Annotated in this window: 19 protein-coding genes and 1 pseudogene; 13 read left to right on the top strand and 7 right to left on the bottom strand. The window is 73.4% G+C overall.

Going from position 1 to position 16,545, the window contains the following annotated elements:
• Window positions 1-285: 285 nt before the first annotated feature.
• Entirely contained in the window at window positions 286-516 is a 231-nt protein-coding gene (locus FRAAL_RS35375) for a hypothetical protein (protein ID WP_011607444.1), read from the top strand.
• Between the two features lie 14 nt (window positions 517-530).
• On the opposite strand, the pseudogene FRAAL_RS35665 reads toward FRAAL_RS35375, so the two are convergent.
• Together FRAAL_RS35665 and FRAAL_RS27920 are read right to left on the bottom strand one after the other, a co-directional pair.
• A pseudogene (locus FRAAL_RS35665) lies at window positions 531-671 on the bottom strand (FmdB family zinc ribbon protein); the annotation flags it as partial.
• A 44-nt stretch (window positions 672-715) separates the two neighbouring features.
• A complete protein-coding gene (locus FRAAL_RS27920) occupies window positions 716-1,504 on the bottom strand; it encodes a 5-formyltetrahydrofolate cyclo-ligase (protein WP_011607443.1) in 789 nt (262 codons plus the stop codon).
• Between the two features lie 381 nt (window positions 1,505-1,885).
• On the opposite strand from FRAAL_RS27920, the gene galU reads away from it, so the two are divergent.
• The 7 genes from galU to FRAAL_RS27890 all read left to right on the top strand — a co-directional run bounded on the left by galU (window position 1,886) and on the right by FRAAL_RS27890 (window position 8,419).
• A complete protein-coding gene (galU, locus tag FRAAL_RS27915) occupies window positions 1,886-2,818 on the top strand; it encodes a UTP--glucose-1-phosphate uridylyltransferase GalU (protein WP_011607442.1) in 933 nt (310 codons plus the stop codon).
• A gap of 277 nt (window positions 2,819-3,095) precedes the next feature.
• On the top strand, window positions 3,096-4,442 hold the full coding sequence (gene glp / locus FRAAL_RS27910; RefSeq protein ID WP_011607441.1) for a molybdotransferase-like divisome protein Glp: 1,347 nt from the start codon (window positions 3,096-3,098) through the stop codon (window positions 4,440-4,442).
• Window positions 4,439-5,032, top strand: a complete 594-nt coding sequence (moaC, locus tag FRAAL_RS27905) for a cyclic pyranopterin monophosphate synthase MoaC (protein ID WP_011607440.1) — start codon at window positions 4,439-4,441, stop codon at window positions 5,030-5,032. The genes glp and moaC overlap by 4 nt, the downstream gene beginning before the upstream one ends.
• Window positions 5,033-5,079: 47 nt before the next feature.
• A complete protein-coding gene (locus FRAAL_RS27900) occupies window positions 5,080-5,595 on the top strand; it encodes a MogA/MoaB family molybdenum cofactor biosynthesis protein (RefSeq protein WP_011607439.1) in 516 nt (171 codons plus the stop codon).
• A 6-nt stretch (window positions 5,596-5,601) separates the two neighbouring features.
• Window positions 5,602-6,237: a GNAT family N-acetyltransferase gene (locus tag FRAAL_RS27895; RefSeq protein WP_011607438.1), complete on the top strand. Its 636-nt coding sequence runs from the start codon at window positions 5,602-5,604 to the stop codon at window positions 6,235-6,237.
• 443 nt (window positions 6,238-6,680) lie between these two features.
• Window positions 6,681-6,821 (top strand): hypothetical protein, encoded by a 141-nt coding sequence (locus FRAAL_RS33360; protein WP_157734409.1) that lies wholly within the window; start codon window positions 6,681-6,683, stop codon window positions 6,819-6,821.
• The gene (locus FRAAL_RS27890; protein ID WP_011607436.1) at window positions 6,818-8,419 is read left to right on the top strand and encodes a SepX/GlpR family protein; all 1,602 of its coding nucleotides are present in this window, start codon (window positions 6,818-6,820) and stop codon (window positions 8,417-8,419) included. The genes FRAAL_RS33360 and FRAAL_RS27890 overlap by 4 nt, the downstream gene beginning before the upstream one ends.
• 84 nt (window positions 8,420-8,503) lie before the next feature.
• Here FRAAL_RS27890 and FRAAL_RS27885 read toward each other — a convergent pair whose 3' ends face one another.
• A complete protein-coding gene (locus FRAAL_RS27885; RefSeq protein WP_011607435.1) occupies window positions 8,504-9,214 on the bottom strand; it encodes a cyclase family protein in 711 nt (236 codons plus the stop codon).
• A gap of 104 nt (window positions 9,215-9,318) precedes the next feature.
• The gene (locus FRAAL_RS27880) at window positions 9,319-9,615 is read right to left on the bottom strand and encodes a YiaA/YiaB family inner membrane protein (RefSeq protein ID WP_041939886.1); all 297 of its coding nucleotides are present in this window, start codon (window positions 9,613-9,615) and stop codon (window positions 9,319-9,321) included.
• 87 nt (window positions 9,616-9,702) lie between these two features.
• Here FRAAL_RS27880 and macS point away from each other — a divergent pair, with 87 nt between their 5' ends.
• The 3 genes from macS (at window position 9,703) to FRAAL_RS27865 (ending at window position 12,289) form a co-directional block, all read left to right on the top strand.
• A complete protein-coding gene (macS, locus tag FRAAL_RS27875) occupies window positions 9,703-10,950 on the top strand; it encodes a MacS family sensor histidine kinase (protein WP_011607433.1) in 1,248 nt (415 codons plus the stop codon).
• Window positions 10,937-11,617: a response regulator gene (locus FRAAL_RS27870; RefSeq protein ID WP_041939885.1), complete on the top strand. Its 681-nt coding sequence runs from the start codon at window positions 10,937-10,939 to the stop codon at window positions 11,615-11,617. The genes macS and FRAAL_RS27870 overlap by 14 nt, the downstream gene beginning before the upstream one ends.
• 123 nt (window positions 11,618-11,740) lie before the next feature.
• Window positions 11,741-12,289, top strand: coding sequence for a YbaK/EbsC family protein (locus FRAAL_RS27865; protein WP_041939884.1), 549 nt, complete (start codon window positions 11,741-11,743; stop codon window positions 12,287-12,289).
• Between the two features lie 37 nt (window positions 12,290-12,326).
• Here FRAAL_RS27865 and FRAAL_RS27860 read toward each other — a convergent pair whose 3' ends face one another.
• From FRAAL_RS27860 to FRAAL_RS27850, 3 genes are all read right to left on the bottom strand, one after another.
• Window positions 12,327-12,587 (bottom strand): acyl carrier protein, encoded by a 261-nt coding sequence (locus tag FRAAL_RS27860; protein WP_011607430.1) that lies wholly within the window; start codon window positions 12,585-12,587, stop codon window positions 12,327-12,329.
• A gap of 105 nt (window positions 12,588-12,692) precedes the next feature.
• Complete coding sequence (locus tag FRAAL_RS27855) at window positions 12,693-13,505, bottom strand: ferritin-like domain-containing protein (protein ID WP_041939883.1); 813 nt, start codon at window positions 13,503-13,505, stop codon at window positions 12,693-12,695.
• A gap of 44 nt (window positions 13,506-13,549) precedes the next feature.
• Entirely contained in the window at window positions 13,550-13,873 is a 324-nt protein-coding gene (locus FRAAL_RS27850) for a hypothetical protein (protein WP_157892244.1), read from the bottom strand.
• A 445-nt stretch (window positions 13,874-14,318) separates the two neighbouring features.
• Between FRAAL_RS27850 and FRAAL_RS27845 the strand changes: the two genes are divergently transcribed.
• Together FRAAL_RS27845 and FRAAL_RS27840 are read left to right on the top strand one after the other, a co-directional pair.
• Complete coding sequence (locus FRAAL_RS27845) at window positions 14,319-15,539, top strand: aminotransferase class III-fold pyridoxal phosphate-dependent enzyme (RefSeq protein ID WP_011607427.1); 1,221 nt, start codon at window positions 14,319-14,321, stop codon at window positions 15,537-15,539.
• A gap of 74 nt (window positions 15,540-15,613) precedes the next feature.
• Complete coding sequence (locus tag FRAAL_RS27840; RefSeq protein ID WP_050997279.1) at window positions 15,614-16,540, top strand: D-2-hydroxyacid dehydrogenase; 927 nt, start codon at window positions 15,614-15,616, stop codon at window positions 16,538-16,540.
• Window positions 16,541-16,545: the final 5 nt, after the last annotated feature.

Raw genomic sequence — 16,545 nt, 5'->3', positions numbered from 1 at the left:
CGGGTCGCCGGGGGCGGTGCGGTGCATCGGGTACCGCTCCGGTGCCGGCAAGCGTGCGGGACGTACCGCAGTGCGCCACCCGGCAGTGGGCTGACGCCGAGGGCCGGTCGTGCGGGACCGGTCGCGCGAAGGCGGGTGCTCGGCCCGGCGGGGTGCTTGGCCCGGCGGGGCGCGTGGTCCAGCGGGGCGCCGAGTCCAGCGGGGCGCCGGGTCGTTGCCGCCCGGGGCATACCGAAGGCGCCCGGGGCGACGAGCGCCCGGACGCCTTCGGTGGACGGTGCAGGTGTGTCGGTCGGTCAGGCCGCCGCGGTGCTGGAGGCCGTGCTCGACGTCGAGGGCGCCGACGAGGACGAGCTGCTGCTCGCCGCGGTGGCGGCCGAGGACGACTCGGAGCTGGACGACGAGTCGCTTCCGCCGGCGGAGCTGGTGGCGTTGGTGCTCGCGGCGTCCGCGGTGTCCTTCGGGCGGTGCTGCGTGGAACCGCCGGCGGAGCTCGACCGGCTGTCGTTCTTGTAGAAGCCGCTGCCCTTGAACACCACGCCCACCGAACCGAACACTTTACGAAGTCGTCCGGCGCAGGTCGGGCACTCCGTCAGTGACGCATCGCTGAAGCTCTGCACGACTTCAAGGTCACGTCCGCAGTCGGTGCAGCGGTACTGGTAGGTAGGCACGTACTCCTCCCGGAGCTGGCACTCAGAAGTGGCGACTGCCAACTTTAGCTCGTGGACGGCCTCGGATGTTCCCGGGTGCCGTCGGTCGGTTCGCACCGTAGCGTACGACTTGGCGTGACGATGATCTTCACGCTGCGATCGTGCTCCTCCGTGGGGACGAGATCGAGCAGCTCCTGGTCGTAGAGCACGGCGATCACGGGCACGTCGGGCGCGACCCGGCGCAGCGCGCGGTCGTAGGAGCCGCCGCCCCGACCGAGTCGCCGTCCCGCCCGATCGACGGCGAGCGCCGGGATGATCACGGCGTCGGCCGCGGAAAGGTCTCCCGAGGGTGCCGCCGCGGGTGGCTCCCGGGTGCCCAGGGCGCCCGGGATCAGGGTGCCGGCGTACTCGCGGAAGTCGAGGTCGAGATCGGCGCGCACCACCGGCAGCAGCACCCGGGTGCCGCGGGCGAGCAGCCGGGCCAGCAGGTCGGCGAGATCGGGCTCGCCGGGCAGCCCCACATAGGCCGCGACGCACCGGGCGTCGGTGATCTCGGGGATCTGCAGGATCCGTGTCGCCAGCACCGCCGTGTCCGCCGACGACCAGGGCTCGTGGCGCAGGGCCAGGGAGGCTCGCCGCTGGGCGAGCAGCCGGGCGCGCAGCCGTTGCTTGGCGGAGCCGCCCGCCGCGGCGTCACCGTCCGATCCGAGCACCGCGCCGGCCACCGGCAGGCCGGGGTGCAGGGCCGGCGGCCGGGTCGGCGGCAGGGAGGGTGGCAGGGCGGGCGGCCGGGTCGGCGGCTCGGTGGCGGGCGTCTCCCGCGGGTGATCGGGTGGTGGGTGTTTTCCCTGCACGTGCTCAGCCTCCCGCAGGTCGGCGCCGCAGGGGCGGTTGCCGGGGTCCTCGGCCTCGGATGATGTCGTGGGATGCGCGGCGGAGCAGGCCACCGGCCCGCGCGGCCACGACGGGTCACACCGGCGGCCGCGGTCGCGGGGGCGCCGGCGGGGCTCCACGGCCCACGGACGGGGCGCGCGAGCCGCAGCGGGCGGGTCGTCCGGATCGTGGGAGCCGTGGGCGGCGGGTGGGCGGGGTGGGTGCTTGGCGCGCGGGGCCGGCGGTGTCGTGGCCGGGCCGGTGGCGCCCGGCACCCGGACGGACACCGCCCGACCTGTGCATCGTCCGTGGAAGGCGCCCGCCGCGGTGCCCGTGCACTTCGACCCGGCTAAGGTTTCCCCATGCCAGTGACGAAGGCGGTTATTCCGGCCGCGGGTCTGGGCACTCGCTTCCTGCCGGCCACCAAGGCGGTGCCCAAGGAGATGCTGCCGGTCGTCGACAGGCCGGCTATCGAATACGTCGTCGAGGAGGCCTCCCGGGTCGGCCTGCGCGACGTCCTCCTTGTCACCAGTCGTACCAAGAAGGCGATCGAGGACCATTTTGATCGAGAGGCGGACATCGAGGCCGCGCTCGAACGCAAGGGCGACGAGACCCGCCTTCGCCGAGTCCGCGCGTCGGCGGAGCTGGCCGAGGTGCACTCGGTCCGCCAGCCCTCGCCGCGGGGGCTCGGTCACGCCATCCTGTGCGCGGCCGCGCACGTGGGCGACGAGCCCTTCGCCGTCCTGCTCGGTGACGATCTCATCGACGAGCGCGACCCGCTGCTGGCGGAGATGCTCGCGGTGCAGGCCCGCTTCGGCGGCAGCGTCATCGCGCTGATGGAGGTCCCGCGGGAGCAGGTCTCGATGTACGGCGTCGCCACCGTGGAGTCCGTCCCCACCGGGCCGGACGACCGGTACGGGATCGTGCGCATCCTGGACCTGGTGGAGAAGCCGCCGGTCGCGGAGGCGCCGAGCAACCTGGCGATCATCGGCCGCTACGTCCTGGCCCCGGAGATCTTCGAGGTGCTGCGGCGCACCGAGCCCGGGCGAGGCGGGGAGATCCAGATCACCGACGCGCTGCGGACGCTGGCGCTGAACGCGGTGGCCGGGGGCACGGACGCCCAGCCGGTGCACGGCGTGGTGTTCACGGGCCGGCGCTACGACACCGGGGACCGGATCGACTACCTCAAGGCGGTCATCCGGCTCGCCTGCGAGCGGGCGGATCTGGGCCCCGACCTCTATCCGTGGCTCGAGGAGTACGTCGCCGCCGGCGGACCCAAGGGAAATTTGTCCTAATTCACGGGCCTTTCTCCGACCTTCCTCCCTCTGATTGACCTTGTTGCATTCGTCTAACCTTGACGCTTCCGGCGTGGGCAGGAACGCTCCCGGGATCGGCCCGGGCGCGATCGGCGCGCAGGTCGGGCGTGGATCGGTGGACGTCGACGGGTGCGTGGCACCCGCCCGCCCGCCGATGCAGTGAAGGTGTCCGGGCTCCGATGGCCGTAGCCCGGACGATGCCGGCCGGGCACGCCGGGCCGGCATCACAGGGCAACAGGAACGGGGACGGGCGCCGATGACGACGGTGGATGAACACCTGGAGCGGATTCTCGCGGAGGTGGCGCCGACCCGCCCCCGGCGCGCCGGGCTGGAACAGGCCCACGGCTGCGTGCTCGCCGCCGACGTCCGGGCGACGGTGGCCCTGCCCAGCTTCGACAACTCGGCCATGGACGGCTACGCCGTGCGGGCTGCCGACGTCGCCGCGGCCACCGCCGACGCCCCCACCACGCTGCCTGTCGTCGGCGACATCCCGGCCGGGCCCGGCACGCCGGCGCCGCTGGATCCCGGCACGGCGGTGCGGATCATGACCGGCGCTCCGCTGCCCCGCGGAGCGGACGCGGTGGTCCAACTCGAGTGGACCGACGGCGGGCGCGCATCGGTCGCGGTCCGCCGACCCGCCGCCCGCGGGCTGCACATCCGCCGTGCCGGCGAGGATGTCACCCCCGGCGCGCTGGTGCTGCCGGCGGGGACGGTCATCGGCTCGGCCCAGATCGGTCTGCTCGCCGCCGTCAACGTGGCGCGCCCGCCGGTGCACCCGCGGCCCCGGGTGGCGGTGCTGTCCACGGGCACCGAGCTCGTCGAGGTCGGCTCGCGGCTCGGCGCGGGGCAGATCGTCGACTCCAACAGTCACGGCATCGCCGCCGCCGCCCGCGAGGCCGGCGCAATCGTCCGCCGGCTGACCGGCGTGCCCGACGAGCCCGACGCCTTCGCCAAGGCCCTGCACGGCGTGCTGGGCGAGGTCGACGCGGTGGTGACCACCGGCGGGGTCAGCGTCGGCGCCTACGACGTCGTCAAGGAGGTCCTCACCGGGACCGGCAGCGTGCGGTTCGATCAGGTGGCGATGCAGCCGGGCAAACCGCAGGGCTTCGGCCTGGTCGACGGGGTGCCGATCTTCACGTTGCCCGGCAACCCGGTCAGCGCGCTGGTCTCCTTCGAGCTGTTCGTGCGCCCGGCCCTGCGCCGGATGCGCGGGCTGGCGGCCACGGGTCTGCCGCGGATCGTCGTGACGGTCGGCACGGCGCTGCGTTCCCAGCCCGGCCGGCGCACGTTCGTGCGGGTCGTCCTCGACCATCTCGACGTCGACGGCCGGCCCGGCCCGGACACCGTCGCCCGCCCGGCCGGCGGCCAGGGCTCCCACCAGCTCACCTCCCTGGCCGGCGCGCAGGCGTTGCTGGTCATCGCCGAGGACATGACGGAGGTGCCGGCCGGCGCCCGGCTGCCGGCACTGTTGCTTGGCGGGGACGCAGGCGCCATCCTCTCCGGCATGGGCTGGGCGGAGACCGACAGGTCGGACACGGGCACGGGCGCAGGCGCAGGCGTGGGCGTGGGGCCGTCGGAACCGTCGGGGCCGAACGCCCGATGACCGCGGCCCGGCTCACCCACGTCGACGAGCACGGCGCGGCCCGAATGGTCGACGTCACGGCCAAGGACGTCACCGCCCGCACGGCGAGCGCCACCGGCCTGCTGCGGGTCACCCCGGAGGTGGTCGGGCTGCTGCGCGGCACCGGGGTGCCCAAGGGGGACGCGCTCGGGACCGCCCGGATCGCCGGGATCATGGGCGCGAAGCGCACGCCGGACCTCGTCCCGCTGTGCCATCCCATCGCGATCTCCGGGGTCACCGTCGACCTCACCGTCCGCGACGACGGGGTGGAGATCACCGCCACCGTGCGGACGGCCGACCGGACCGGCGTCGAGATGGAGGCGCTGACCGCCGTCACCGTGGCCGGACTGACCCTGCACGACATGGTCAAGGCGGTCGATCCCGGCGCGGAACTGACCGGTGTGCGGGTGCTGGCCAAGACGGGCGGGCGCCACGGCGACTGGCGCGCCGGGCCCTCCCGGGAGGTCGTGCCGACCACGCCGACGGGACCGGCGGAGGCGGCGGAGGCGGCGGGACCGGCGGAGGCGGCGGGGACTGCGGAGGCGGCGGGACCGGCGGGGGCGGTCCGGTGAGTGGCTCGTCGAGCCCTCCGCCGGGAGCGCGAGCTCGGGTCGTCACCGTGTCCGACCGGGCGTACGGGGGCGTCTACCCGGACCGCTCTGGGCCGCTGCTCGTCACCGGGCTGGCCGCGCTCGGCTTCGCGGTCGGCCCGGCGCAGGTCGTCCCCGACGAGCGGGAGCGGATCACGGCCGCCCTGCGGGCCGCCGTCGCCGACGGGATCGACCTGGTCGTCACCACCGGCGGGACCGGTCTCGGGCCGCGGGACGTCACCCCCGAGGCGACCGGGGACGTGATCGAACGGCCGATCCCCGGACTCGCCGAGGCGCTGCGGGCCGCCGGCCGTGACGCCGTCCCCGCGGCGGTGCTCTCCCGCGGGCTTGCCGGGACCGCGGCGGCGACGCTGGTGGTGAACCTGCCGGGTTCGACGGGCGGCGTCCGCGACGGGCTGGGCGTGCTTGCCGGGGTGGTCGGACACGCCGTGGCCCAGCTCCGCGGCGCCGGCGACCACACGGCGGCTGACCAGACGGCCGCTGACCACACGGGGGCGCCCGGCGTCGCCGAGACGGCGGAGTAGGGCGCCATGGTGCGGGCTCCGGGCTGGCCGGCGGTGCTGTCCGAGGGATCGGTCACGGTGCGGCCGCTGCGGCTGCGTGACGCCTCCGCGTGGGTCGAGGTGCGGCTGCGCAACGCCGACTGGCTGGCGCCGTGGGAGGCGACCCCGCCCGGTCTCGTCATGGTCCGCGAGACCTGGGCGCAGCGCCAGACCATCTCGGTGTACCGGCAGATGCTGCACCGGCTGCGTCAGCAGGCGCGGATCGGCATGGCGTTGCCGTTCGGGGTCGTTTTCCACGGGCGGCTCGTCGGCCAGGTGACGGTGTCGACGATTGTCCGCGGCGCCTTCAACAGCGCGCAGGTCGGCTACTGGGTGGACAGCGGCTTCGCCGGGCGGGGCATCACCCCGACGGCCCTCGCGCTCGTCGTCGACCACTGTTTCGGCCCGGTCGGCCTGCACCGCGTCGAGGCCAATGTGCGGCCCGAGAACTCCGCCAGCCAGCGGGTGCTGGCCAAGCTCGGTTTCCGCGAGGAGGGCCTGCACCGGCGCTATCTCTCCATCGACGGGCACTACCGCGACCACCTCGGATTCGCGCTGACGACCGAGGACGTTCCCGAGGGGCTCGTGCGCCGCTGGCGGGAGAGCCGCTACAGCCGGCCCTGACCGCTCGCGGTCGGCCCCGCGCGGACGCGCCGGCGTCGGCGAGCGTGAGCCGCCGCCAGCTGCCCCGATCCGCGGTGGCCCGGAGCGGGATCGGGGGCCCGCTTCCGGGTTATGCCGTGGGTGGGGTGACGAGTTCCACTCCGCTCGGTGGCGGGTGTCGGTAAGCGGACGCCCGCCCCTCGTCGTCACGGCGCGTTGTTCCGACACTCACGCCCGAGCTCATTCGCAGCGACCTGCTGGAGGCGGGTGCTATCTGCGAGTGCCTGCGTATGCCAAGCCGAGCCCACACGGGGGGCTCGGGGTCGGTTAGACGACGGTGGGACGACCCTCGCCCATCCGATTGCGGATGCGACACGCGGGGTTCGGGTCGGTGACCACGTGGATTTCGCTCACTAGCGTCAACAGCGAAATCGCTATCCGCTGGTGTCGAGAAGAGGCCCCGCATGGTCAGCACCTCCGCGCTCGCCGCGCTCGCCGCGCCCGGCGCGGACGGTGCGTGCTCGGCCTCCCGCGCGGGAATCGTGCCGGTTCCGGCGCCGCGGCATCGCGGGATCCACTCCGGCCGGACGGCGGTGCTCCGGTGAGCGCGCTGATCTGGGCGGCGATTGTCGCGGTGTGGGGATTTGTCCTGATCCCCATGTGGCTGCGCCGCCACGACACGGCCTCGGAGCAGCGTTCCACCGAGCGGTTCACGGTGGCGATGCGGGTGCTCTCCCGCCGTCCACCTGACCACGACGAGGCCGAACCCGATCGATTCGACAGTGACCATGAACGTCTCGGCGGGGTGAGAGGAACGGGTATGTCGCAGGCGGAGTCCCCCCGTTCGCGCGATCCCATCACCGGCGCGCAGGCCGCGCCGGACTCCTACGCGGCGCGGGTGTCCGCGCGCCCCGGCGCTCCTGGGGACCCCGACGACAGGTCGGCGGCTTCGAGTGGTCCGGCGGCTTCGAGTGGTCCGGCGGCTCCGGGCAGGCCGGCGGCTTCAGCCAGGCCTACGGCTTCGGGCCGGCCGGCGAGCCTGGGCTGGCCGGGAACTCCCGGAGGGCCCGGTACGTCGGGCGGGTCCACGGCCGCGGGTGGGCTGGGGTCGTCGGCGCGGTCCGGGGCTTCGGGCGGCCCGGTGACGGCCGGCGGCGACGGCCCGGTCCGCGGCGGCGAGCGGGTCGACTCCCGCCGCACCATCGCGCTGCACCGGGTGGCCGCAGAGCGGGCGGCCCTGATGCGGGTGCGCCGCCAGCGGCTGACCCTGATGGCGGCGGTGTTCCCGGTGACCGTCGTGCTGGCCGTCGTGTTCGGCGGGATGTGGATCGCCGTGCAGCTCCTGGTCGATCTCGGGCTCGCCGGTTACCTCGTTCACCTGCGCCGCGCCGCCCAGGTCGAGCGCCGGCTGGCGATCACTCGGGTCTCGATCGAGCGCCGGATCGAGGCCGAGCGGGTCGCCCGCAGCCGCCGCCGGCCGGTCGGCTCCTCCTTCGCGTACCACGAGCGAGACGCCGGCGCCCAGGACACCGGCTCGGGCGCCGGCTCCCACCACGGCCGTCCCCAGCCGGCGGAGGAGCTGACCCCCGAGGAGCTCGCGCATGCCCGGGCGGAGACGATCGACCTCGGCGGTCTGATCGCCGCCCAGCACGCCTACCGCGACGACGCCGGGCAGGACGAGCAGCCCGGACCGACCCACTGGACGGGCGGGGGAGCCCATCCCGAGAGCCCGGCCGTAGCCAGCGTGCAGGAGCAGGAGCCGGGCGGCCCGGCGAGTGGCGGCCACGCGAAGGTCCTCTACGGCTACGCACCATCCGCCGGCCCCGAAGCGCACGTCGGTCACGACGGTGCCGGCTACGACTACGAGGGTGCCGGCTACGACTACGAGGGTGCCGGTTACGAGGGTGCCGGTCACGACGCTGCCGGTCACGGGGCCGAGTACGTCGAGGTGGAGGCCGGGGACGTCGGGGACGTCGGGGCGGCAGCGGCGGCACGCATGACCGCCCGTCCGGCGGTCCGTCCCCCCAACCGGCCGACCACCTCGCGTCCCGGCCGTGTCCAGATCAACCCGCCGGGCACCCATGGCGGGCTGATCGCGTCCCCGGAGGCGGCGCCGGCAGGCGGGTCCGCGGCCGGCGACCCGGCCGGCGAGAATCCCGGCGACATCGACCCGCTGCTGCGCCGCCACGCCGTCGGGAGCTGAGCACAGGGGCTGGGGCGGCACGCTGGCCCGGCATCCCACTGAGCTGCCGGCAGCATCCCGTCGAGCGGCGCCGAACCAGCCCGCTCAGGGCAGTGGGCCCAGCCGGGCCACCGCGCGGGCCGGGGCGCCGTCGGCCGCGGCGAGCGGCAGGGGAAACAGGAAGATCTCGATCGTCCGCCCCTGCGCCCGGGCCCGCAGCAGCCTCGCCAGGCCGGTGAGGTTCTCGGCGATCACCGCGCCGGCGCCGCACAGCACCCGGTGCGCCGCCAGGCTGAACTCCTGGCCCGGCCCGGGGGTGCGGTCCACGCTCAGGGCGTCGATGCCGACGGTCCGCACCCCGGCGTCGGCGATCGCCCGGGCCGTGTCCGGCGCCAGGTAGGGGTGGCGCAGGTAGTCGGGGTGCCCCCAGCGATCCGACCAGCCGGTCACGAACAGGACGACGTCACCGGGGCGCAGGCCCGCCGGGAGCGCGGCGGGCCCGATCGCCCCCTGCGCCGCCTGTCCACGCGCGTCGATGAGCACCGCCGGGCCGGTGAAGCGGTCCAGCGGCAGCTCGTCGAGGCGGGGCAGGGCGTCGTCGATGTGCCAGGGCGCGTCGACGTGCGTGCCCGACTGCGAACCCAGGTGCAGGCGCTGCACGTTCACGCCGTCCTCGGCCGCGCGCAGCGCCGGCGCCACGGCCACCTCGGGATCCCCCGGGTACACGGGCATCCCGCTGACGATCGGCACGGACAGGTCGACCAGTTCGACCAGTTCGCGGCCCCGCGCACCGTCGTCGACGGGAATGCTCGGCATGGGAACCTCCGACGGTGGGGGCGCCCGCGGGCGGCGGGCCGTGGCACCACCATGCCTGCCGGTCCGGCGTTCCGGCCGGCGCGGCCGGCGTGGTCGGCGTCGACTCAGCGACTGACCGGCGTCTTCAGCGGGTCGTACTCCGCCAGGAGCCGCTCCAGCCGGACCTGGTCCACCCGGTTGACGACGCTGGCCGCCTCCTGTTGGTCGCGCACGCACTTGGCCAGGGTGAACGCCGAGGTCACGGTGTAGAGCAGGCCGAGCCAGAGGAAGGCGCGCATCCAGGAGTCGCCGGGCAGCCGGGCGATCGCGTACGTGACGGCGCACAGGGACACGGCGAACGACAGCGCCGCCTGGACGAAGAAGACGGTCGTGGTCCTGGCCTGCGGTGGTGTGGGCGACATATGGATCAGTCTCGGGCCGCTGCGGCGTCCTGACATGAGTACGGATACTCATTCCGTCCTGAGTGCACCTTCTGTCACACTTGCCGGGTGGGGATCCCACAGGGACCGGCCGGCGTGCGGGGCGCGCTGTGGCGGTCCCTGACGGTCTACCGCTGGGTGTCGCTCGCCTACGCCGTCGCCCTGGTCGGCCAGACCCTCGGGCAGGCCGACCGGCCCGCGCTCGGCGTCACCCTCTTCGGCGTGATGACGGCCTGGTCGCTGGTCATGTCGGTGCTCGCGCCCGCCATCGACGGCCGGTGCCCTCGGCTGCTGGCCGTCCTCGTCGCCGCGGACGTCACGCTCTGCGCGGCGATGGTCGTCCTGACCCTGCCGGTGGGTCCCCGCTCCGGCCACGTCCTGCCGGGGATGTGGTCGGCCGGCGGCGTCCTCGGCGCGGCGCTGCTGGGCGGCACGGCGGGCGGCCTGGTCGCCGGCCTGCTGCTGTCGATCGCGACGTTCGTCGAACGCGGCGTGGTCAACGACTCCTCGATCGGCACGGCCGTGCTGTTCCTGCTGTCCGGGACGATCGTCGGGTACCTGAGCCGCACGGCGCTGGTGGCGGAGACGGCGCTCGCCGACCTGCTGGCCGCGCGGGCCGGCGACGCCGAGCGGGAGCGGCTGGCCCGCCGCGTGCACGACGGCGTTCTGCAGGCGCTCGCGCTGATCTCGCGGGAGGCGCCGCGGGGGCTGCCCGCGGCCGAGGTGGCGGCGATGGCCGCCGAGCAGGAGGCGGCGCTGCGGGAGCTGCTGCGCACGCCCGCCGTCGCGCCGGTCATGGCCGGCGCGGCTGGTGGCAGGTCGGGCGGCAGATCGGGCGGCACAACTGCGGGCAGAACGGCGGGCAGGGCGACCGGCAGGTCGGGTGGCAGGGTGCCGCGGACGGGTAGTGGGATCTCGGCGGACCTGGTGGAGCCGCTGCTCCGGCTGGCGCGACCGGCGGCGCCGGGCCGGGGCGCGGTGACGGTGGCGACGCCGGGCGCGCCGGTACCCCTGGGCGTGGAGTGCGCGCGGGAGGTCGTCGCCGCGGTCGAGGCCACGGTGGACAACGTGGCCCGCCATGCCGGCCCCGGGGCGTCGGCCTGGGTGCTCGTGGAGGACGACGGCGACCGGGTCGTCGTGACCGTCCGGGACGACGGGGTGGGGATGGCGGCCGGGCGGCCGGAGCAGGCCGCCGCCGAGGGGCGGCTGGGGCTCGCGGTCTCGGTGCGGGGGCGCGTGCGGGAGCTGGGTGGCACGGTGACCGTGACGAGCCGGCCCGGCGCGGGGACGGAGGTCGAGCTGCGTGTCCCACGATGACAGGCCACCGGCGAGGGTGGTGGTCGTCGACGACCATCCCCTGTGGCGGGAGGCGTTGAGTCGGGATCTGGACCAGGCGGGGTTCGCGGTGGTCGGCACGGCCGGCTCGGTGGCGCAGGCGCTGCGGGTGGTCGCCGCGACCCGGCCCGACCTCGTCGTTGTCGATCTGATGCTCCCGGACGGCTCGGGCGTCGAGGTGATCCGGGGCCTGCGCGGTCCGGGGGCGGCCGGCGGGTTCGGCGGCGCGGTCCTGATCGTCTCGGCCTCCGGCGAGCAGGGCGATGTCCTCGCGGCGGTGCAGGCCGGGGCGTCGGGATACGTCGTCAAGTCGGCGCGGCCCGAGGAGCTCGTCGACGCCGTGCGTCGCACGGCCGCCGGTGTCCCCGTCTTCAGCGCGGGGCTCGCCGCGCTCGTGCTGGGGGAGATGTCGCGGGCGGCGCGCGACGTGACCGCGACGCCGTCGACCCCCCGGCTCACGGCGCGGGAGATCGAGGTGCTGCGCCTGATCGCGAAGGGCCTGTCAGCCCGGGACGCGGCGGCGCGTCTCGGCGTCTCGCATCGCACCGTGCAGAACCATGTGCACAACGTGCTGGGGAAGCTCCAGCTCCGCAACCGGGTGGAGCTGACCCGGTTCGCCCTCCGCGAGGGCTACGACGACGCGTCCTGACGTGCCGCCCGGCGGCCTCCGCCGGACCGCCTCCGACCGGCCGCCGCGGACCACACGCGGGGGCGCGTCGGCGCTAACGAGTCGATGGATCGAGGTCCGCGGCGGCGCCGTACGCTCGCTGGCATGACCGAGGTTCTCCAGCCGGTGCCGGCCCTGCACCGACCGGACCTGCTCGCGGCGGCGACCGCGGCGGCGCTGGCGGCCTGGCCGGACGCGGGGTCCGCGCCGCCCGTCGAGCGGGTCGAGGTGGCCCAGATCGACCCAGAGGTGGCCGACACGGCCGCGTTCTGCGCGCGCTACGGGGTCGAGCCGGCCGACTCGGCGAACTGTGTGATCGTCGCGGCCCGGCGCGGAGCCGAGACCACGCTCGCGGCGTGCGTCGTCCTCGCGACGACAAGGGCGGACGTGAACGGGCTGGTCCGGCGCCGGCTGGCCGCCCGCAAGGTGTCGTTCGCGCCGATGGACACGGCCGTCTCCCGCACCGGGATGGAGCACGGCGGCATCACCCCGGTCGGGCTGCCCGCCGACTGGCCGCTGCTGATCGACCGCGCGGTCGCGGAGCATCCCCGGGTCGTCGTCGGCTCCGGCCTGCGCCGATCCAAACTGTGGCTGCCCGGGGCGGCGCTCGCCGCCCTCCCCGCCGCAGAGGTCCTCGACGCCCTCGGCACCTGAGGGAAAGCGGCCGGCTGGCAGGGAGGCGGGTTCGGCGTCAGACCGTCGTCTCGGTGAGCTGCGCCTGCACGATGCGGACGACGTCGTTGATCGTGGTCAGGGTGAAGACGTCCTCGTCCTCGATCTCGATGCTGTACTCGCGCTCGATCCGGGCGATCGCGAGCAGGACCTTCACCGAGTCCGTGCCCTCGACCGTCCGCAGGTTGAGGTCCGCGGCGAGGGTCTCGGCGGGCAGGCGGAGCGCGCCGGCGACGATCTCGGTCACCGTGTTGACGATCTCGGCGTGGGATGACGACATCGGGACTCCTCGGATCGTGCGATCGGCGGTTCGATGCGGATGAGACGACGGGCGTGCCCCGGCCCCGCCGGCCGGCGGGCCGGCGGGCCGGCGAAGCCCGGGGTGTCACGCCATGGAGTCGGCGAGGGCCTGTCGGATGTCGGAGTTCCGGGTCAGGTCCCGGCCGAGCGCGCTGCCGAGCGCGCGGCGCAGCTTGGCCTGGAGCCGGTCCTGCGCGTCCGGCGGCGAGAACCGCAGGAAGACGTCGATCACGTCGTCGACGGTCTCGTAGCCCCGCATCTCCTCGACGAGCTGATGCTTGTAGACCCCGACCGGGTGGTTGAGCCGCGAGCTCGTCGCATAGAAATGGATGCGTTCCAGGACCGAGGTGAGTTCCTCGGGGTGCTGCTCGAGCCGCCGCTTCAGGTAGTACAGGAATTCGCGGGCGTGGCCGGCCTCGTCGCGGCTCGCCCGCAGGAACAGGTCGGACAGGACGGGCTCACGCACCCAGGCGGACAGAGCCCGGTACGCGGTGTTGACGATGATCTCGGAGATCACGTTCGTGGCCAGGGTGGCGCTCGGCGTGATGCCACGCTCGTACGGCTCGCGCAACGCCTCGATCCTGGCCTGGTCGATGTGTACGTCGACCGCCTTCAGCCAGGCCCGGAACGCGTAGTGGTGCTGGAGCTCCTGGTAGGCCCAGACGGCCACGAAGGCCGAGCAGTCGTAGTCGTCGTCGAACTCGCTGAGGAATCCGTGCAGCCCGGGCAGCGAGGTTGCCTCGCCCATGACGACACCCTTGACGAGCGAGATGTAGGCGGGGTCAACCAGGTCGCGGCGGACGTTTTCCAAACCGAGTTCGGAAACCTTCCACTGAAGGCGCTCGTAATGTTGAAAAACTTCGAAACTGTGGGCGTCCTCAGAGGTGGCGGTCGGCATTTGCGCTCCTTCCGAGCTTCTCCTGGCCAGACCTTCCGGTCCCACTATTGGGTCTTCACCCGGCCGCGACAACCCGCTATTCGGATCTCAATCGGCCCATCGCGACCGGTTATCGCCGGACTCGTTCGACCGGTGGGGGAGGAGTACTCAGGCCACGCCAGGCCGGGGTACTCCTCATCCCGGTTCGGTCCGGCCATGCCCTTGCCCGTGTTCTTCAGGAAGATCGCCGACCACACCCTGCGGGCGGCGTCCCACTCCACGCCCACGACGAGTGGGTAGTTGCCGACCGTGCTGAAGAAGATGGTGGAGAAGATCGGTCCCTCGGCGTCCGCCCGGTAGGCCGGGTGCCACGACGGGGTCGGGATCACGGGGAGCACGCCGCCGCGGAACGGGGCCTGGTCGACGCCGTGGATCAGCCTGTGAGCGCATCCTTGACCGGGACGAACAGATCCTCGATTCTGCTCTGGACTGTTCCGACAAACCTATCAAAGACGCCCTCGTGGGGCTTCGCGCTTTCGCGATAATTTACGGGCATGGACCGATTGTGGTTCGACGTCAGGGTTGTGGTGGCCGGTCAGACGAATCATAGTAGCTCGACAAAGGCCTGCGAGGGAAGCTCGGAAGGGAGCTGGTTGGGCCGCCGCCGGAGCGTGCCATTGCGATGGAGACGCTCTCCAGGAGCCGTGCCAGGTGTGGCTGGCATGCCGGTTGTGGTATCGCGCCACGGACACTCGAAGTGGATCGCCTCTACGCAGCCACCGCATCGGCTTCGTACGGTCTTCGATCGGATGCGGCTGTTCTGAAGGAGCTGCGGTGACTATCGCCGACTCGGCCCCGCGTACCGAGGACCGGCTATTTCAGAGCCGGCTGGACGAGGCGGGCGTGCTCGACCAGCGGTACATCCTGGTCCACGCCGACAACGCCACCCTGGACCTGATCGACGAGGCAGGCAGACCGCACCGGTGCACCGACTTCATGTCGGCCTATGCCGCTGTCAACTTCGGCCACCGCAACCCGGCGATCGAGCGGGCACTGGCCCGATCGTCCGACCTCACGGGTCTGTTCTACGGCCCGGAGGCGGACGGGGTGGCGCGGTGGTTGTGTGCCCGGCTGCCCGAACCGCACAGCCGGCGCGTCCTGTACCAGGTGGGTGGCAGCTTCGCGGTGGCGGCCGCGCTGGCCCTGGCCCGCCGCACCCGTCCGGGCCGGGTGATGTCGATCGACGGTGCGTTCCACGGCCTCGGTGTCGACGCGGCAGCACTCACCAGCGTGCAGCGGCGGTTCTCGTTGCACGACACCGGCTTCGTCGACCTGCTCGCGCCCGAAGTGATCCACCTGACTCCCGGCACCGTGCCACGGGACTGGGACGGCGTCTCGTGCATGATCTACGAGCCGGTGCAGGGCGCCAACGGGTACGTGCCTCTCGACCGCGAGTGGCTGCACGAGGTGACCGCCTCGGCAGCGTCGGCGGGCGTGGTCACCGTGGCCGACGAGATCCAGTGCGGGTTCTACCGGCACGGCGTCTTCAGCCCGTCCGCGGCGTGGGGCCTGGACCCGGACATCGTCCTGTTCAGCAAGTCGCTCACCAACGGCATGTACCCGCTGTCGGCCGTGGTGTACAAGCGCTTTCTGGAGGCGGGAGCGGATCCGGTGTATCTGGCGCACACCTTCCAGACCGGCACCCTGGGCACCGCGGCCGCGCATGAGGTGACCCGCTACATCGACGGCAACGATGTGGCGGGCATGGGCGCGGCCGTCGGCGCCCGGCTGGAGGAACTCGCCGACCGGCTTCAGGCGGCCGGCCTGGCGCGCGCGGTGTACGCGACCGGCCCCGCGCTGTCCTTCGAGCCGACCGCGGTCGTCAGCCGGGAACTGGTACGCCGAGCGTTCGCCAGCGGCGCGCTCGTGTTCAGCGGGGGCCGGCACGGTGAACGCATCCGCATGGCGCCCCCGTTGACCATTCCTGACGCGCAACTGGTCGAGGGCATAGAGCTGGTCTGGTCGGCCGCCGGTGGCCGCGCCGGTGGAACGTGAACACTGCCACGAGGCGTGGTCGGGCGGGGTGTCCGGTGGTCGCGGTGTTGTGTGCTGGCCGACGCCCACCCGGCATGGAGATGGTCGAGTCCGGCGCCGAGGTCCGTTACACCACGGCCGAAAGACTTCCCGAGGACCTCCGCGGAGCGGACGCGCTCTTCGTGTGGGACTTCCGGTGTACCGGGGTCGAGGCGGCCTGGCTCGCCGCGGACGCGCTGCAATGGGTGCACGTCGCCGGCGCCGGCGTGGACGCCGTGCTCTTCCCCGCGTTGCGAGACAGCGACGTGGTGCTGACGAATTCACGGGGTGTCTTCGAAGGCCCCATCGCCGAGTATGTGCTCGGGCTCGTGCTCACCTTCGCCAAGGATTTCGCCGGCACGTTCGCGGCGCAGCGGGAACGCCGATGGCAGCACAGGGAGACCGAGCGGATCGACGGGAGTGCCGTGGTGATCGCGGGCACGGGGCCCATTGGTCGCGCGGTTGCACGGACACTGCGTTCGGTGGGCATGCGCGTCGAGGGTATCGGGCGCACCCGTCGCGACCACGATCCGGACTTCGGCGTGGTACGCGGCTTCGACCAGTTGACGCGGCGGCTGCCGCACGCGGATTTCGTGGTCGCGGCGAGTCCGTTGACCGAGCGGACCGAGGGCATGTTCAACGCCTCGACGTTCGCCGCGATGAAGCCGTCCGCCCGTTTGATCAACGTCGGTCGGGGGGCGCTCGTGGTTACCGAGGACCTGGTTGCGGCCCTGCGTGACGGTGTCATCGCGGGCGCGGCGCTGGACGTCTTCGACACCGAACCCCTTCCCACCTCCTCACCGCTGTGGACGATGCCCGCTGTGCTGGTGTCGCCGCACATGTCGGGCGACTTCGTCGGCTCTTTGCCCGCGCTCGCCGAGTTGTTCGTCGACAATTACCGGTGCTGGCTGTCCGGAAATCCCCTCCGTAACGTCGTGGACAAGCGACTGGGTTATGTGCCTACCCGGGCCTCGGGCGGCTGACCCAA

Origin of the sequence: Frankia alni ACN14a (genome assembly GCF_000058485.1) — a bacterium.
Classification (GTDB): Bacteria; Actinomycetota; Actinomycetes; order Frankiales; family Frankiaceae; genus Frankia; species Frankia alni.
The sequence above is the reverse complement of the archived record's forward strand: the minus strand, read 5'-3'. Positions and strand labels throughout refer to the sequence as shown.

Coding starts and splice junctions, on each gene's coding strand:
- FRAAL_RS27885 (WP_011607435.1), bottom strand. CDS start 9,214: ATGCCGAGCATTCCCGTCGACGACGGTGCGCGGGGCCGCGAACTGGTC.
- FRAAL_RS27880 (WP_041939886.1), bottom strand. CDS start 9,615: ATGTCGCCCACACCACCGCAGGCCAGGACCACGACCGTCTTCTTCGTC.
- galU (WP_011607442.1), top strand. CDS start 1,886: ATGCCAGTGACGAAGGCGGTTATTCCGGCCGCGGGTCTGGGCACTCGC.
- FRAAL_RS27895 (WP_011607438.1), top strand. CDS start 5,602: ATGGTGCGGGCTCCGGGCTGGCCGGCGGTGCTGTCCGAGGGATCGGTC.
- FRAAL_RS33360 (WP_157734409.1), top strand. CDS start 6,681: ATGGTCAGCACCTCCGCGCTCGCCGCGCTCGCCGCGCCCGGCGCGGAC.
- FRAAL_RS27840 (WP_050997279.1), top strand. CDS start 15,614: ATGGAGATGGTCGAGTCCGGCGCCGAGGTCCGTTACACCACGGCCGAA.
- FRAAL_RS27860 (WP_011607430.1), bottom strand. CDS start 12,587: ATGTCGTCATCCCACGCCGAGATCGTCAACACGGTGACCGAGATCGTC.
- moaC (WP_011607440.1), top strand. CDS start 4,439: ATGACCGCGGCCCGGCTCACCCACGTCGACGAGCACGGCGCGGCCCGA.
- glp (WP_011607441.1), top strand. CDS start 3,096: ATGACGACGGTGGATGAACACCTGGAGCGGATTCTCGCGGAGGTGGCG.
- FRAAL_RS27865 (WP_041939884.1), top strand. CDS start 11,741: ATGACCGAGGTTCTCCAGCCGGTGCCGGCCCTGCACCGACCGGACCTG.
- FRAAL_RS27855 (WP_041939883.1), bottom strand. CDS start 13,505: ATGCCGACCGCCACCTCTGAGGACGCCCACAGTTTCGAAGTTTTTCAA.